Raw genomic sequence first — 14,953 nt, 5'->3', positions numbered from 1 at the left:
GGTTACTTGTCTGGCAAGGGTTTCCGGGCGAATTGATCGTGCGAAGTTGCGAACAGCCGGGAGCAAGGCCGCGCAAGACTTACGAAGAGCGCGGGCTTTTTCCACAGATCCGGATGGGTCGATCTACTGTCCCAGACCCGTACCAGGCGCCGCGACCTGCGGACGCGACATCAAATAAGTTGGGCTGTCTATTGTTTTTCGTAATCGTATACTAGGTGTTATGTTAGAGCGATGGGGCTGACATATATTCGCATTTTCCCAGGGTGCTCTATTCAACGGCAGCATCCAAATCGGGTCGCCAAATATAACGCCAATTGATTATAATTCGACGCGGTGAGCCCTGGAGCAAAGATGAGGAAGATAATTCTGACATGTACCTTTGCGATTGTTCTTCTGACGGCATTATGCTGGGCGCGGTATTTTTCCCCTTCGCAGCTGGGTGCAGTCGTCAGAATGAAATGTATGGATACCCTTCCCGCCGGAGAGTCTTGTGTACAGAAAGACATTACGGAGGAGGAGCGGATACAGCTTATCAAGGGCCGGGAGGAGACTAAGGAGGGATACTTCAAGGTAGTCGGGCCGGGTTCAATATTCGAACTCGTGGATAATGCTGTCGGTGCCGCCAATTCATTGCGAGAGGCAGTCCCGAGTTCGCAGCTTTCAAAGGCACGAGCTGAGGGAGAGCGGTGTGCTGGCAGCAGCTTACGATTGACCCATGTTGTGCCCGAGATGCCAGGAAGATGGTCTGCAGTTTATGCGACTGCCACTGGGAGAAGGGTTCTGCTCGTGAGGGACGATTTCTATGCAAATGGTGGGGCAGCGGGGGCCTTCGAGTACATGCAACGGGTTAAAGTCAATCAGGCGCCAGCTATCGCGACGTTGTTGCGGCCCATGTATGGGAAACGACGACTATGGATGGTGTCTTGGGTTAGCTCGGGGGTAAGCTTCGAGCTGAATCTGGAAGATGAGGTGGGCGCTGACGGGGGTTACTCGCTGGATGATGTTCTCATCATCGCATCGGGCATCGATCACCGATGCACGTGGCAAAGGCCGAAGCTTCCGCGGCCTGACATGGCGGGATGGGCCGAACCATAGTCATATGAGAAGCCTGTTCTTATAAGCACGACTTGCTCTCGTGGTCCTGTCTATTGCCGGTAGGTACAGCGTGCGATTTCAGTAGTATGACGATGCATCCGCCAGATGCCCTCCCTGGTGGTTTTGCCCCCGTGCTTCCGGGCACGGCATCACACCAAGGAGATGATTTCGCTGTGCGTCTGAACTCGCGGCGCGAGCGGATACGTCAGTGCGCTATGTGGTGTTTCTCGTTGTTTCCATTTGAAGCATGGCGCAAGCGCGCGATGCGACTGTAACTGATGGGTGTACATTCAATTCAGATCGGAGCCGGACCGAGACGTAGGTCGTTCGATTTACCAGTGCATCGACACGCCCCTGCGTCAGGGGAAAGCGCGGCACGATGCTGCCGAGCCGGGCAATCAGTCGCGCTGTCGACTCCGGCACGCGCAGCCCAGGTTCAGAAACTCCTAATTCCTTTGCCGAGTTCGCAACCAGCTCCTCAAGCCGACAATCGTTGGATACGTTGAAAATTTTGTTCCTAGCCGCGGGCTGCGTTGCAGATGCAACCAGAGAAGCAACGACGTCGTCAACGTGAACGTAGTTGGCAATTGCACCGGCTTGGCCAATGTAGAAAAAGATGCGCCGCCGAATAGCAGATAGAAGCCCATACAATGATCGGTTCGTCATGGATTCGCCGAATACATTCGTCGGTCGTAGTATGGTGTGCTGGATGGTGCCTCTCTCGCTGGCAGCGAGTACTAAGTCATCGGCCTTGGTCTTGGTGATTTCGTACGGTCCAACGGGGCAGGGAGCGGTGCCTTCGGTGATAACCCGCTCCTCATTCGCGCCGCGTTTAGGCGGCCCATACGTGCCAACGCTACTGAGGTTGATCCAATGCACGGGGACATCCCGCGCGATGGAGTGACGTTCTACTTCTGCGAGCAAGCGACGTGTTCCTCCCACATGAAGCTCTTCCATCAGTTCAGGTCGATATAGTTCGGCCGCGCAGTGGCATAAGACATCGCAATTCTCCACCAGCGACTGCAAGTTTGCGTTTTGATCGGTTAGATCGCCACGTACCACCGTCACTGAGCTATTCAGATATTCTGGAACGCCGGAGCGGGCGAGGATTGTCACCGTATGTCCGGAATTCAGTAATGACTTAACTAACTCGCGCCCAATGAAACCTCCTGCTCCCGTTACAGCTATACGCATAGTTTTCCCCGCGGATGAGATGAAGCATGTCAATGACATGTTTCATCGCTAGGTGGAGACGGACGCCGCAGCGTTGGCGCACGAGATGCAAGTGTATGTCGCGATGCAGTTAATATCCAGGTGATGTAAAAAGCGTCACTACTATGGTAATTTTTTCAGTATTTGTGATTGCAGATATATCGCTCAGTGGTGGACGTTCTAAATCTCCCATGGTGCGTGAGTGACAAGCTTCTAAGGCGGGTGCATTGACCAAGGGCAAGAAGCAGCATGACGATGGCAGCTTCGATATGAGGATTTGCTCTGGACGATCGTAAGCGCGTAGATGATGCGATAGCCGAGGCAGCGCGCAAGAGGGCACCTCAAAGCAAGCGCAGTTGGCCGTGGCGCGGAGGCCTTGCCGTCAGCTACGGCTCAAACGGCGCCGCCTTTGGGATAACGGCGAACGCTGCCGCCGCACGGGGCAAGGCCGTTGGCAACGACGTGGCCTGGACCAACAGCCATGCCAGGGCGGGCAACACGCTCACGATCGAGCCCGGTGGGGACACCAACCTGAAGGGGCCGTAGTATCTGGCAAGCAGGTCGTCGCCAACGTGAAGGACGTCATCTTTACTCCGGTTTCGGAGACCTTCAACAGTAAATATGACTCCATCACTACGATGGAAGTGGCGGCAAGAACCAGAGCGTTCCGCCAAGCTTGTTAGACCAGTCCGGAAAGCTATTGCCAAGGGTGGCCGGCCCCACTGCCGCTGGGAGTCGTGCTGGATGCTTGCTAGCATTGGTCGCGAGGAAACCTAGGCCGACCACAGGCGATGGCGTCCAGCGCGCGCCTTTTGCTGCCGGCCTATGTGACCAATTGGATTTTCCGCTTACGAGAAGACCCGCTCGCAATAACGCCGGCTTACGGGCATCTTCCTTTCACATCGTCCCAAACCAAAACGAGCCAGTTGCCTGGCTCGCTCGGGGGTACGCAGCACGCTAGTCCGTCTAGCGTCGCGCCGCGATGACTCTGGCTACGTCTTGCTTGAGCAGGTAGACGGACACTACCAGCAGCACCAGGTCCTTCAGCAGGAAGGCAGTGACGATCGTCATGGCCGGGAATCCGCCGGCGGCAGCTTCCCATCCGCCTGGGGCGAACGGCATGATCGTGAACGTGACGATAAAGCTGACGGTGGAGCCGATGGCGCCCAGCACGCCGAGGTTCTTGTACCAGTAGCCCAGGAACAGCAGCGTACCGAAGGTCCATTCGGCGGTGCCGAGGAGGTAGCTCGTGCCGCGTACGCCCAGGACGGGAATCATCCAGAACGTCAGCGGGCCATGCGTGATCAGCGGCAGCAGGCCGCGGATTTCGGCTTCGAACCATTTGTCGTAGCCGAACCACGCGAAGATGATCACCATCGCCGCGCGGAGCAGGTGGTAGTCGAGGTCGTGCTTGAGGAGGCCTGAGCCGCCCAGGAAATCGACGAGATAGTTGAACGCTTTTGCTACGGGGGAATGGCTGCCCTTCTGGCCGGAGGCCGGCTGCACTGCGGAGGCTTGGATGCGCGACATTTGAAACTCCTTTCATCGGTTGGCTTGCGTCGGTGAAAGCAGTATGTGCGTCGGGCGCGCTGCCCGAAATCATCTATTGACTCGATAACATGCCTGAAAGTATCAAACGGTCGCGGCAGTGTTGGCGACGATAATCGCGCCCATTGCCAGCAATGGGCGCAACGCCGGCAACGCGCGCGATGCCGGCGGCGCCTGCAGCGTCGTCTTGCTCGCGTCCGCCGCCCGCGCGGGTGTGTCTCAGAGGTATTCCACGTTGCCGTCCACGCTGATCGCCTGGCCCGAGATATTCCGGCCGGCGGGCGAGGCGAGGAACAGGGCCATGGCGGCAATGTCCTCGGCCGTGACCATGCGTCGCAGCGAGATTTTCTGCAGGTACTCGTCCTTCATGGCGTCGAAGCTGATATCGCGCGCTTCGGCGCGGGCGGCGATGACGCGGTCCATGCGTTCGCCCGCCACCACGCCGGGCAAGATGGCGTTGACGCGGATATTGGCCGGGCCGAGCTCGATCGCCAGCGACTTGACCAGTCCGACGATGGCCCATTTGGTCGACGCATACGGCGTGCGAAACGCGTAGCCCAGCCGGCCGGCGACCGACGACATGGCGATGATGGCGGGGCTGTCCGAGGTGGCCTTGAGCAGTGGCACGGCCTTGCGCAGGAAGTAGTGCTGGCTGTTCAGGTTGGTGGCGATGGTCTGCTGCCACTGTTCGGCCGTGATCGACTCGACGGGGCCGGTGGGGCCGGCGATGCCCGCGTTGTTGACGAGGATGTCCAGGCCGCCCAGCGCGGCGTTGGCGTCGTCGATGACGCGGTCCACCTGCGCGGGGTCGGACACATCGGCGACGTCCGCGAACAGCCGCGCCTGGCGCGCTTTCGCCCGCGCGACGGCTTCCGCATCGATGTCGCAGACATAGACCGACGCATCGGCCTGCAGGAACGCCTCGGCAATCACGGCGCCAATGCCGGAGGCGCCGCCCGAGACGAGCACGCGCAAGCCGGCGCGCGGTTTCAGGAGGTCAAGGATGGTCATGCTGGTGTGTCCTGCCTTTCGGTAATCCTGCTCTTCGGTTGTTCCGACTTTCGGTTGCCGCGCCACCGGTGCGCCGCGGCGCCCGCTCAAACGGTCATGCCGCCGGACACTTCGATCACGGCGCCGTTGATATAGCTGGCCTCGTCGCTGGCCAGGAATGCGTAGACATTGGCGATTTCCTCGGGCTGGCCCAGACGCCGCAGCGGCACCTGCTCGCGCATCTTCGCCAGCACCTCGGCGGGTACCGTCGACAGGATCGGCGTTTCGATAAAGCCCGGTGCCACCGCATTGACACGGATGCCCTTGGGGCCCAGTTCGCGGCTCCAGGTCTTGGTAAAGCCGATCACGCCGAACTTGGCCGCCGCATAATTGGTCTGGCCAAAGTTGCCGTAGATGCCGACCACGGAGCTGGCGTTGAGGATCACGCCGGAGCCTTGTGCGACCATGCCGTCGACCACGGCCTGCGCGACATGGAACACGCCGCGCAGGTTGACGTCGATGACGTCGTCGAACTGTTTCGTCGTCATCTTCTGCAGCCGTGCGTCGCGCGTGATGCCGGCATTGTTGACCAGCACGTCGATGCGTCCCCACTGCGCCTGCACCCTGGCGACCATGGCGTCCACCGCGTGGCGGTCCGTCACGTCGACGGTAAAGCCGTGGGCCTCCGCGCCGGCCTGCCGGCAGGCCTCGACCACGGCGGAGACGGCCTCCGGATTGACGTCGCAGGCGGCGATCAGCGCGCCTTCGCGGGCAAACTTCAGTGCGGTGGCGGCGCCGATGCCCTGGCCCGCGCCCGTGACGATGGTGACTTTACGGCTCAGTCTCATGAACTACCTTTCTTTCAGGAATGGGATCGCGCCCCGACGGCCAGGGGAGGTGTGTCCCCGGTCCCGGCGCGGCCTTCATTATCGATGGCCCGGGCCAGCATCGGTACCAGTAACAGCCCCAGCAGGGACGCACCGATGACCACGCCGAAGCCCGAGGCGCTGCGGCCCGTGGCGGATTCCACCATGCCAAACAGGTACGGTCCGGCAAAACCGCCAAGCAGGCCGATGGTATTGATAAAGGCCAGGCCCGCCGCCGCGTGAATGCCCTGCAGCCGCTTCATCGCGATGGTCCAATACGACGGCAGCACGCCCCCGCAGAAAAAGGCCGTCGCCGCAAACAGCGTGATCTGGAGCGCCTGGCTGGCCGTCAGGAAGATCGCGCCGGCGGTGAGCGCCGCGCCAGCCGTCAGGATCCACAGGAAGCGGCAGTCGGACGCCACCCGGCGATGGATGCGCGGCAGGATCAGTACGCCGAGCAGGAAGCCGACGCCCACGCTGCCTGACAACAGGCCGACCAGCAGCGGCGACTTGACCTGCATCTGCTGGATCATGGCCGGTGTAAAGAACACCAGCCCGACAAAGGCGACCTGGTTGAGGAAGTAGATCAGACCGATCAGCACGGTGGTGGGACGCTTCAACGCGGCCATCCAGTGGGCCGAGGTGAGGCGTGCATGGTCTTCGATCACGGCGCGGGCCTCCAGCGCGCGGGCTTCGTCGCGCGACAGCCAGCGTGCGTCCGACGGCCGCTCGGGCAGCTTGAAGTACAGCACGATGCCGACCAGGACCGTGGGCAGGCCTTCCAGCAGGAACATCCACTGCCAGCCGTGCAGCCCGCCCACGCCGTCGAGCTGCATCAGCGCGCCGCCGAGCGGGTTGCCGATGACCAGCGCGATGGCCGGCGCGGTGTAGATCCAGCCCACCGCGACGGGCCGGTCCTGCGGCGCGAACCACAGCGTGACCATGTACATCAGCGCCGGAAACAGGCCCGATTCCGCCACGCCGAGCAGCACGCGCAGCGCATAGAACGACCACTCGCCCTGCACGAACATCATGCACGCGGACAGCGCGCCCCAGGTGACGGCGATACGCGCGATCCAGCGGCGCGGGCCCACCCGGTGCGCGATCAGGTTGCTCGGTACCTCGAGCAGCGCATAGCCGATAAAGAAGATGCCGGCGCCCAGGCCGTAGATGGCGGCAGTGATGCCGAGCTCGGCCAGTTGTGCCTTGGCCAGTGCCACGTTGGTGCGATCGAGGTACGACATGAAGTAGATCGCGCACATCAGCGGGATCAGCTTGAGCATGGCCTTGCGCGTGGCCTCGCGATGCGTGGCGGCGCTGGCGGATTCGAATGTCGGGTTCGCCATGATGTCTCCGTTTGTCTCCGTATGTGTTTTGTCGGGCCGTTGGGGGCGCCGGGTTCGCTGGTGCGGACGGCGGTCCCGCTTCAGGCTTGCATCAGAAGTGCACGTGGCTGGCGCCCTTGAGGCCCAGCATCTGACGCGCTTCGTCGGGCGTGGCGATCTCGAACGACAATGCTTCGAGCACGCCGCGGATCTTGCGTACCTGTTCGGCATTGCTTTGCGCCATCACGCCCTTGGCGAGATAAACGCTGTCTTCCAGCCCGACGCGCACATTGCCGCCGAGGATGGCGCCCATGGTGACCAGCGGCAGCTGGTGCCGGCCCGCACCGAGCACCGAGAAGTGATAGTTGTCGCGGCCGAACAGGCGGTCGGCGGTGTTGCGCATGACGGCCAGGTTCTCCGGGTCCGGGCCCAGGCCGCCAAGAATGCCGAGCACGGTCTGGATGAAGAACGGCGGCTTGACCAGCCCCTGATTGACGAAGTGCGCGAGGTTGTGGAGATGTCCCACGTCGTAGCACTCGAACTCGAAGCGCGTGCCGTGCTCGCGGAACTCGGTGAGAATGCCGCGGATGTCCCTGAAGGTATTGCGGAAGATCATGTCTTCCATCGATTCGAGGTAAGGCTTCTCCCAGTCGAAGCGCCATTCGTCGATCTTCTGCGCGACCGGATGCAGCGAGAAGTTCATCGAGCCCATGTTGAGCGAGCACATTTCCGGGCGCGCCACGCGCGGATAGGCCAGCCGCTCGTCGAGCGTCATGCGGGTGCTGCCGCCGGTGGTGATGTTGATGACGGCGTCGGTCGCGCGCGCGATGGCCGGCACGAATTCGCGGAAGACGGCCGGGTCCGGCGTGGGGCGACCGTCGACCGGGTCGCGCGCATGCAGGTGCAGGATGGCCGCGCCCGCTTGCGCCGCCTCGATGGCCTGGGCGGCGATATCGGCCGGCGTGAGCGGCAGGTACGGCGACATGGACGGCACGTGGGCGGAGCCGGTCACGGCGCACGAGATGATGACTTTTCGGGTGGCGTTGCGCATGGAGAAGGTGTCTCGGTTGGCGGCCGGTCACGTGCGTGCCGGCGTCTTGTCGGGAGGATGATAGTTCGATAGCATGCCGTCGTTAAGGTCATTTCCGGACACGTCGGTGTCTAAAAGGGACAACTTGGAAGGGCTGGCATGGCGCCGAGATTTCCACTGCACAACGAGCGCATTCATGCGCCGTACAAGATTGCCGCGCTGGTCGAGGTGCTGGCCGAACAGGGCATCGCGCCCGAGGACAGCCTGCGCGATACGGGCATCGATGCGCAGGCGCTGAACGATACGTCGCTGCTGACCTCGGTGCGGCAGTACATCGCCGTGTGCCGCAACGCGCTGACGCTGTCGGACGATCCGGTCACGCCGTTCGAGGTTGGCTCGCGCCTGCATCTGGCCGCTTACGGCATGTACGGCTACGCGCTGATGTCATGCCTGTCGCTGCGCGACTACTTCGGGCTCGGCGTGAAATACCATCGGCTCGCCACGCCGACGCTGACGATCCAGTGGACCGAATATGCGGACCGCATGGTGTGGACGTTTCCCGATGCGATGGTGGCCATCGCCTCGGACGAATTGCGTCGCTTCCTGATCGAGCAGCAGTTCACCCAGCATGTGACGCACCTGCAGGACGTGGCCGGGCACAGTTGCCCACCGCTGCTGGCACGCTTTGCCCATGCGCAGCCCGCGCATGCGGCGGTGTACGAGACGTACCTGGGATGTCCGTGCGAGTTCGGGCAGCCAGAGTATGAGTTGATCTACGACAGCGCGATTCTCGAACAGAAGCCGCAGCTTGCGCACCGGCACTCGGCCGCGCTGATCCAGGAAACCTGCGACCGCCTGGTGGGGCAGACCAAGACCTCGAGCGGCGTGTCGGGCGAGGTGTACCAGATGCTGATGCGGGAGCCCGGTGTGTTTCCGGGCATGGAGGCGGTGGCCGATGCGCTCGGCATGACCAGCCGCACCTTGCGCCGCCATCTGGGCAGCGAAGGCACGTCGTTCGGGGCGATTCTCGACGACGTACGCTATTCGCTCGCCACGGAATACCTGAAGACCACGCGCATGAGCACGGACGATATCGCCCTGTTGCTGGGCTTCAGCGACGGCGCGAATTTCCGCCGCGCGTTCAAGCGGTGGTCGGGGCAGGAGGCCGCCGGCGCCGGGCGCTAGCGCGACGCCGGCGCTGGCGGGAACCCACCCCTTCACTCATGTGACAGCTGGAGGACGTTGGCGCCGATGAGCGGGTCGATGGCGCGCTCCAGGCGCTGATTGTGCACCGCGACCGTCACTTCGAGCGACCCCGTGCCGACCTCCATCGCGAGGATATGCCCGCCGTAGGTATCGAACTTGCCGTCGCCGGCCACGCCGTGGATATGGACCGACGGCTTGCCTTCCTTCCACGCGAGGCTGCCGACCACGCTGGCCATCTCCACGTCGCGATAGGTCTTGGGATTGAACTGCTGCTTGCCCGCATCCCAGAAGCCGAACGTCACGGTGGCGAAGCCGATGGCGGACAGGCTGGCGCTCGGAATCTTTTCGCACTCGGCAAACGCGGCGAGCCGCTCCAGCACGTTATCGCCCATGCGCAGCACCAGCAGGTAGCCGCTCGGGGTCCTGATATAGCGGCGCACGTCGGGGTAGTTCCTGTTTTCGGCGGGCACGCGCAGCATGCCGTTGCAGTGGCCCGCCGCCGGCGTTTGCGCCCGGGCCGGCGACAGCGTGGCCAGGGTCGCCGCGGCGACCAGCATTGCGGCCATCAGCCGTCGCAGCTGACGGCGCTCGGGCGTGTGGCGGAAGGCGCGGCCGGGCGCATGGATGGTGGTCATGTCGATCTCCTTGTCTGGATGGTGATTCGTGGGCAGGGCGGTGGCGGCGGCAGGCGTCAATGCAGCCATGCGGCCGGCACCATGATCAGTTGCGGGAACAGGACGAACAGGAACATCAGCACGGTCAGGCTCAGCAGGAACGGCCATACCCCACCGATTACCTGGTCGAGACTGCAGCGCGAGGTGCCCGCCACGACGTTGAGTACGGTGCCGACCGGAGGGGTAAGCAGGCCGATGGCGTTGTTGAGCACGAACATCACGCCGAAGTAGACCGGGTCGATGCCCGCCTTGGTGATGACCGGCATCAGGATCGGGGTCATGATCAGCACCGTCGGCATCAGGTCGAGCGCGGTGCCCACCACGATCACGAGCAGCATGATGATGAACATCAGCAGGATCTTGTTGCCGATAAACGGCTCCAGCAGCGCGGTGACCTGCGCCGGAATATCGGCGATGGTGATCAGCCAGGCGGAGACCAGCGCGCATGCCACCAGGAACAGCACGGTGCTGGAGGTCTTGGCGGCGGTGACGATCAGGTCCGGGATCTGGCGCACGCGCAGTTCGCCATAGACCAGGCGGCCGACCGCCGTCGCATACACGACGGCCACCACGGCGGCCTCGGTGGGCGTAAAGGCACCGATCTTCATGCCGCCGATGATGACCACCGGCAGCACGAGTGCCCAGATGCCCTCGCGCAGCGCGCGCAGCAGCCTGGCGGGCGAGAAGGGTTCCACCGGTGCGAGGTCCTCCTTGCGCGCGCACACGTACCAGGTGCCGGCGAGCGTCAGGGCCATCATCGCGCCGGGTGCGATCCCGGCCAGGAACAGCTTGGTGATGGAGATCTGCGCCACCACGCCGAACACGACGATGGCGATCGAGGGCGGGATCACCGGTGCGATGATGCCGCCGGCGGCGATCAGACCCGCCGCGCGCGGCACGTTGTAACCCGCGTTGCGCATCATCGGAATCAGCAGCGCGGCCACGGCGGCGGTGTCGGCCACCGCCGAGCCCGAGATGCTGGCGACCACGGTGGCCGCGATGATCGCGACGTAGCCGAGCCCACCGCGCACGTGCCCAACCGCCGCAGCGGCCACTCGCACGATGCGGCGCGACAGGCCACCGGCGTTCATCAGTTCGCCCGCGAGCATGAAAAACGGCACAGCCATCAGCGGATAGTTGTTGACTCCCTCGAGCATGGTCTGGGCGAGGATCTGGGTGTCGAAGTTGCCGAGATGCAGCATCAGGGCGACCCCCGAGGCGAGCAAGGCAAACGCGATCGGCATGCCCAGCGCCATGGCGCCGAGCAGCGAGCCGACAAAGACAAGGATGGTCATGATGCGTAGTCCGTCCGGTTATTCGACATGCGCGCTCGATTGCGGCACGAGTTCCGCCAGTTGCATGCGGCCGCTGACCAGCCGCCACAGCGACCAGGCCAGCATGGCCGCCATCCCCGCGCCGCATACCAGCAGGCAGGCGTAGACCAGTCCGAGCGGCACGCCGGTGACCGGCGCGCGATCATCCATGCCGATGCCGACGATCTGCCACGCGCCATGCGTGACCAGCAGGCAGCAGACCAGGGCGCCGGCATCGGCCAGCAGGCGGCACAGGCGCTGACCGCCAGGTCCGAGGCGTGCCACCACGGTGCTCATGCCGAGGTGCGCGCGGTCGTGCATGACCAGCAACGCGCCGACGAGCGTAAGCCACATGAATACAAAGCGAGAGGCTTCCTCGGAGAAGGCGATGCCGGTGTTGAACACGTAGCGCAGCACCACGTTGCCAAAGACGAGCCCGATCATGGCCAGCATCATGAGGACCATGGCGCCGTGGGCGATGCGAAGCGTGAAGCGATTCATGATGGAAGGACTCCGGGGGTGTCGGTGCTGGCGAGGGCACCGCGTTGAGGATGGCCGGCGGGCGTCATGCGATAGAACGCGAGCGCGTTGTCGCGCCAGATCGCGCGCGCCTGTGCGAGGGGCAGACCCTGCATGGCTTCCGTCATGGTGGCGAGCAGCTCGCCGATACCGGCACGCAGGCCCGAGACTGGCAGGTTGCTGGCAAACATGCAGCGCGCTGCGCCAAAGGCGTCGATAGCGAGCCGGATGATGCGGACATTGTCGGCACGATCCCATGCGGCGTCGGGCAGCCCGAACTCGGATAGCTTCACATGGACGTCGGGCAGCGCCGCCAAAGCGCGCATCCCTTGCAGCCAGCGCGCGATACCGGCCTCTGAGCGATCCCACGGCAGACCGGCGTGCTCGACCGCGACTCGCAGGCCCGGCACGGTGGCGATCAGCGCGGCGGCTGCTTCCAGTTGCCAGTAGGGCACGCGCAGGTCCCACGACAGTCCATGCGCGACCAATGCTTCCAGGCCGGCACGCCAGCGCGGATCGCGCAGGGCGTCCGCGTCGGGCCGTGGCTTGCATCGCACGCCGCGCACGAGGGGGTAGCGCAGTTGCGCGCGCAAGGCTTCGTCACGGTCGTCTCGCAGCAGGTCGACGTAGGCGACCACGGCGCCGGGCAAACCGTGGCGCGCGTGCTGGGCGTGCAGCCATGCGGTTTCCGCCAGGGATTCGGCGCGGTCGCGTTCGGCTTCCACATGGACCGTGCCGTCGATGCGAATGCCGGGCCAGTGCGCGAGGTAGTCTTCGGCGTTGAAATCGCGACGCAGTGAGGCATAGTCGCCGAGGAAGAATTTCTGCGCGTCATAGCGGTCCTGCAACCAGGGATAGTGGCCCGCATCGGTGCCAGCGAGATGCCAGATGTGATGATGCGCATCGACGATGGCCTCGGGACCTGCTTCGGCATGGACGGTCTGGACGGTCTGGACGTTCCGGGCGGTCATGACATGGTTCCTGTCCATATGCCTGCGCTCAACGCTGGGTCTCGATCGCGCGCAGGATGGCGCCGCCGGCGTCGCCGTTCTTCTGCACGAACAGCTGCCGCGTTTCCTCGCGCACCACCTTGCGGATGCTGTCGTTGTCGGGGTGTTCGTTGACCTGCACGCCCCTGGCGCGCAGCTGCGCAATGGCCGCGCGCTCGTTCTCGGCGTTGAGCTTGCGCTGGTAGGTGGCCGCCGCCGCCGCTTCCTCCAGCAGGATCTTCTGGTGCTCGGGCTTGAGCGCATCGAATTTCGCCTTGTTCATGAGGACGACCAGGGCCGTGTATGCGTGCCGCGTCAGCGATACGTACTTCTGTACCTCGTAGAGCTTGGCCGATACCATCAGCGTGGGCGGGTTTTCCTGGCCGTCGACGGCGCCCGATTCAAGCGCGCCGAATACCTCCGCAAACGGCATCGGCTGCGGGCTCGCGCCGAGCAGCTGGAATGCCTTGATATGGGAAGGATTGGGGGTGGTGCGGATCTTCAGGCCGCGAATGTCCTCGGCGCGTTGCACCGGCCGCTTGTTGTTGCCAAGGCTGCGGAAGCCGATTTCCCAGAACGCGAGCCCCTTGATGCGATGGGCGCCCAGTTCGTCGAGTAGCGAGCGACCCACCGCGCCGTCGAGCACGCGATAGGCAGCGGCGCCATCCTCGAACTGGTAGGGCAGGTCGAGCACGTTGAGGCGCGGGGCGAGCCCGGTCACAAACGGGTTTCCGGTGGCGCCGATGTCGATGGTGCCGCTGCGCACGCCGGTCACGAGCGAGGTGTCGTTGCCGAGCTGGCTGTTGGCGTAGACCTGGATCTCGATGGCACCGCCGGTGCGCGCCTTTACCTTCTCGCTGAACGAGAGCGCGGCCAGATGCTGCGAATCGGTCTCCGGCACGGTATGCGCAAAGCGCAGTTTGATGGTCTGGGCACTGACGACACTGGCGACGGACAAAAGCGCGGCCAGCACGATATGCGAGATAGCGTGTTTCATGGGTGGTCTCCTGGGATGAGGGATGGCGCCGTCACATCGGTTGCATGCATGTGGTGGTGACGGTCGCCGCGGGCCGGTCCAGGCCCGCGCGCGCACGCACTGGCCTCCAAGGGCCACGACGGCGCGCGATGGCGCAGGGTCAGGGCGGCGGGTGGAGTACGGCGGGCGCGGCGCCCGCGGCGTGAGGGCGGAACACGGTCAGCCCTCGACCTTGACGTGCGCGTCCTTGATCACGCGCGCCCATTTGATGCGTTCGCTCGAGATGAACCCGGCAAAGCGCGCCGCGCTGCCGCCGCCGTCTTCGGCGCCGAAGCTTGCGAGCCTCTGCGCGACCTCGGGCATGGTCACGATGCGATTGAGGTCCGCATTCATTCTGGCCACCAGCGGCGTAGCCATGCGCGCGGGACCGACCAGGCCATACCACGTGCCGGCATCGAAGCCGGGAAAGCCGGACTCCGCCAGCGTCGGCACCTCGGCGAAGCTGGTGGCCCGGTGCAGTCGCGTCTGCGCGATGGCGATCGCCTTGCCGCCGTGGATCTGCGGCGTGGCCGAGGTCATGGTCTCGAAGCTGAAGTCGATCTGGCCGCCGACGAGGTCGGTCAGCATCGGCGCCGAGCCGCGATACGGCACGTGCAGCGCATCGACGCCCGCGCGCAGCTTGAACATTTCCAGCGCCAGATGCTGTGCGGCACCCGCGCCCGACGAGCCGAACGTGATCTTGCCAGGCTGGCTGCGGCAGAGCGCCACGACCTCCTGTACCGTGCGGGCAGGGCCGCCGGCGCGACAGATCAGCAGGTTGGGGGTAATCCCGACCAGCATGATCGGCGTGAAGTCCTTTTCCACCGAATAGCCGATCCTGGGGTACAGGCTCGGCGCGATGGCATGGTTGCTGATATTGGTCATCAGCAGCGTGGTGCCGTCGGGACGCTGACGCGCGGTGTATTCGGCCGCCACCACGCCGGCGGCGCCGGGACGGTTCTCGACGATAACGGTGGTCTGCCAGAGCGCGGTCAGCTTCTCCGCGATCACGCGCGCCATGACGTCGGTGCCACCACCGGGCGGAAAGCCGACGATGATGCGGATCGGTGCCGATGGCAGGGCCTGGGCGTGGACCCAGGGTGCGGCAAGCATGGCGGCACCCGCGCCGATAAAGGTGCGACGTTGCATGGCGGTCTCCTGTCTGTTGTTA

General features: G+C 64.0%; 14 protein-coding genes. 2 read left to right on the top strand and 12 right to left on the bottom strand.

What is annotated here, in order from left to right:
* Positions 1-1,308 precede the first annotated feature (1,308 nt).
* Complete coding sequence (locus tag DFLDMN_RS06810; RefSeq protein ID WP_423197713.1) at positions 1,309-2,289, bottom strand: NAD-dependent epimerase/dehydratase family protein; 981 nt, start codon at positions 2,287-2,289, stop codon at positions 1,309-1,311.
* A gap of 300 nt (positions 2,290-2,589) precedes the next feature.
* Here DFLDMN_RS06810 and DFLDMN_RS06805 point away from each other — a divergent pair, with 300 nt between their 5' ends.
* Positions 2,590-2,853 (top strand): hemagglutinin repeat-containing protein, encoded by a 264-nt coding sequence (locus DFLDMN_RS06805; protein WP_423198342.1) that lies wholly within the window; start codon positions 2,590-2,592, stop codon positions 2,851-2,853.
* A gap of 420 nt (positions 2,854-3,273) precedes the next feature.
* On the opposite strand, the gene DFLDMN_RS06800 is transcribed toward DFLDMN_RS06805, so the two are convergent.
* The 5 genes from DFLDMN_RS06800 to DFLDMN_RS06780 all read right to left on the bottom strand — a co-directional run bounded on the left by DFLDMN_RS06800 (position 3,274) and on the right by DFLDMN_RS06780 (position 8,087).
* On the bottom strand, positions 3,274-3,837 hold the full coding sequence (locus DFLDMN_RS06800) for a YkgB family protein (protein ID WP_423197712.1): 564 nt from the start codon (positions 3,835-3,837) through the stop codon (positions 3,274-3,276).
* Positions 3,838-4,074: 237 nt separating this feature from the next.
* Positions 4,075-4,866, bottom strand: coding sequence for an SDR family oxidoreductase (locus DFLDMN_RS06795; protein WP_423197711.1), 792 nt, complete (start codon positions 4,864-4,866; stop codon positions 4,075-4,077).
* An 86-nt stretch (positions 4,867-4,952) separates the two neighbouring features.
* Positions 4,953-5,693, bottom strand: a complete 741-nt coding sequence (gene fabG, locus DFLDMN_RS06790) for a 3-oxoacyl-[acyl-carrier-protein] reductase (RefSeq protein WP_423197710.1) — start codon at positions 5,691-5,693, stop codon at positions 4,953-4,955.
* 14 nt (positions 5,694-5,707) lie between these two features.
* Positions 5,708-7,057: an MFS transporter gene (locus tag DFLDMN_RS06785; protein ID WP_423197709.1), complete on the bottom strand. Its 1,350-nt coding sequence runs from the start codon at positions 7,055-7,057 to the stop codon at positions 5,708-5,710.
* Positions 7,058-7,148: 91 nt separating this feature from the next.
* Positions 7,149-8,087, bottom strand: a complete 939-nt coding sequence (locus DFLDMN_RS06780) for a 3-keto-5-aminohexanoate cleavage protein (RefSeq protein WP_423197708.1) — start codon at positions 8,085-8,087, stop codon at positions 7,149-7,151.
* Positions 8,088-8,225: 138 nt separating this feature from the next.
* On the opposite strand from DFLDMN_RS06780, the gene DFLDMN_RS06775 reads away from it, so the two are divergent.
* Positions 8,226-9,251 (top strand): AraC family transcriptional regulator, encoded by a 1,026-nt coding sequence (locus tag DFLDMN_RS06775; protein WP_423197707.1) that lies wholly within the window; start codon positions 8,226-8,228, stop codon positions 9,249-9,251.
* 32 nt (positions 9,252-9,283) lie between these two features.
* Here the strand turns inward: DFLDMN_RS06775 and DFLDMN_RS06770 are convergent, their stop codons facing one another.
* The 6 genes from DFLDMN_RS06770 to DFLDMN_RS06745 form a co-directional block, all read right to left on the bottom strand.
* On the bottom strand, positions 9,284-9,907 hold the full coding sequence (locus DFLDMN_RS06770) for a PPC domain-containing DNA-binding protein (RefSeq protein ID WP_423197706.1): 624 nt from the start codon (positions 9,905-9,907) through the stop codon (positions 9,284-9,286).
* A gap of 56 nt (positions 9,908-9,963) precedes the next feature.
* The gene (locus DFLDMN_RS06765; protein WP_423197705.1) at positions 9,964-11,241 is read right to left on the bottom strand and encodes a TRAP transporter large permease; all 1,278 of its coding nucleotides are present in this window, start codon (positions 11,239-11,241) and stop codon (positions 9,964-9,966) included.
* An 18-nt stretch (positions 11,242-11,259) separates the two neighbouring features.
* Positions 11,260-11,760: a TRAP transporter small permease gene (locus DFLDMN_RS06760; protein WP_423197704.1), complete on the bottom strand. Its 501-nt coding sequence runs from the start codon at positions 11,758-11,760 to the stop codon at positions 11,260-11,262.
* The gene (locus DFLDMN_RS06755; RefSeq protein WP_423197703.1) at positions 11,757-12,749 is read right to left on the bottom strand and encodes an amidohydrolase family protein; all 993 of its coding nucleotides are present in this window, start codon (positions 12,747-12,749) and stop codon (positions 11,757-11,759) included. The genes DFLDMN_RS06760 and DFLDMN_RS06755 overlap by 4 nt, the downstream gene beginning before the upstream one ends.
* Positions 12,750-12,777: 28 nt before the next feature.
* Positions 12,778-13,764 carry a DctP family TRAP transporter solute-binding subunit gene (locus DFLDMN_RS06750; protein ID WP_423197702.1) on the bottom strand — a complete coding sequence of 329 codons (987 nt, stop codon included), beginning with the start codon at positions 13,762-13,764 and terminating at the stop codon, positions 12,778-12,780.
* 198 nt (positions 13,765-13,962) lie between these two features.
* Positions 13,963-14,931, bottom strand: a complete 969-nt coding sequence (locus tag DFLDMN_RS06745; RefSeq protein ID WP_423197701.1) for a Bug family tripartite tricarboxylate transporter substrate binding protein — start codon at positions 14,929-14,931, stop codon at positions 13,963-13,965.
* Positions 14,932-14,953: the final 22 nt, after the last annotated feature.

This window comes from Cupriavidus sp. H19C3 (assembly GCF_049393815.1).
In the GTDB taxonomy this organism is placed as follows: Bacteria; Pseudomonadota; Gammaproteobacteria; order Burkholderiales; family Burkholderiaceae; genus Cupriavidus.
This window is presented reverse-complemented; position numbering and strand designations above follow the sequence as displayed.

Coding starts and splice junctions, on each gene's coding strand:
- DFLDMN_RS06810 (WP_423197713.1), bottom strand. CDS start 2,289: ATGCGTATAGCTGTAACGGGAGCAGGAGGTTTCATTGGGCGCGAGTTA.
- DFLDMN_RS06800 (WP_423197712.1), bottom strand. CDS start 3,837: ATGTCGCGCATCCAAGCCTCCGCAGTGCAGCCGGCCTCCGGCCAGAAG.
- DFLDMN_RS06795 (WP_423197711.1), bottom strand. CDS start 4,866: ATGACCATCCTTGACCTCCTGAAACCGCGCGCCGGCTTGCGCGTGCTC.
- fabG (WP_423197710.1), bottom strand. CDS start 5,693: ATGAGACTGAGCCGTAAAGTCACCATCGTCACGGGCGCGGGCCAGGGC.
- DFLDMN_RS06785 (WP_423197709.1), bottom strand. CDS start 7,057: ATGGCGAACCCGACATTCGAATCCGCCAGCGCCGCCACGCATCGCGAG.
- DFLDMN_RS06780 (WP_423197708.1), bottom strand. CDS start 8,087: ATGCGCAACGCCACCCGAAAAGTCATCATCTCGTGCGCCGTGACCGGC.
- DFLDMN_RS06775 (WP_423197707.1), top strand. CDS start 8,226: ATGGCGCCGAGATTTCCACTGCACAACGAGCGCATTCATGCGCCGTAC.
- DFLDMN_RS06770 (WP_423197706.1), bottom strand. CDS start 9,907: ATGACCACCATCCATGCGCCCGGCCGCGCCTTCCGCCACACGCCCGAG.
- DFLDMN_RS06765 (WP_423197705.1), bottom strand. CDS start 11,241: ATGACCATCCTTGTCTTTGTCGGCTCGCTGCTCGGCGCCATGGCGCTG.
- DFLDMN_RS06760 (WP_423197704.1), bottom strand. CDS start 11,760: ATGAATCGCTTCACGCTTCGCATCGCCCACGGCGCCATGGTCCTCATG.
- DFLDMN_RS06755 (WP_423197703.1), bottom strand. CDS start 12,749: ATGACCGCCCGGAACGTCCAGACCGTCCAGACCGTCCATGCCGAAGCA.
- DFLDMN_RS06750 (WP_423197702.1), bottom strand. CDS start 13,764: ATGAAACACGCTATCTCGCATATCGTGCTGGCCGCGCTTTTGTCCGTC.
- DFLDMN_RS06745 (WP_423197701.1), bottom strand. CDS start 14,931: ATGCAACGTCGCACCTTTATCGGCGCGGGTGCCGCCATGCTTGCCGCA.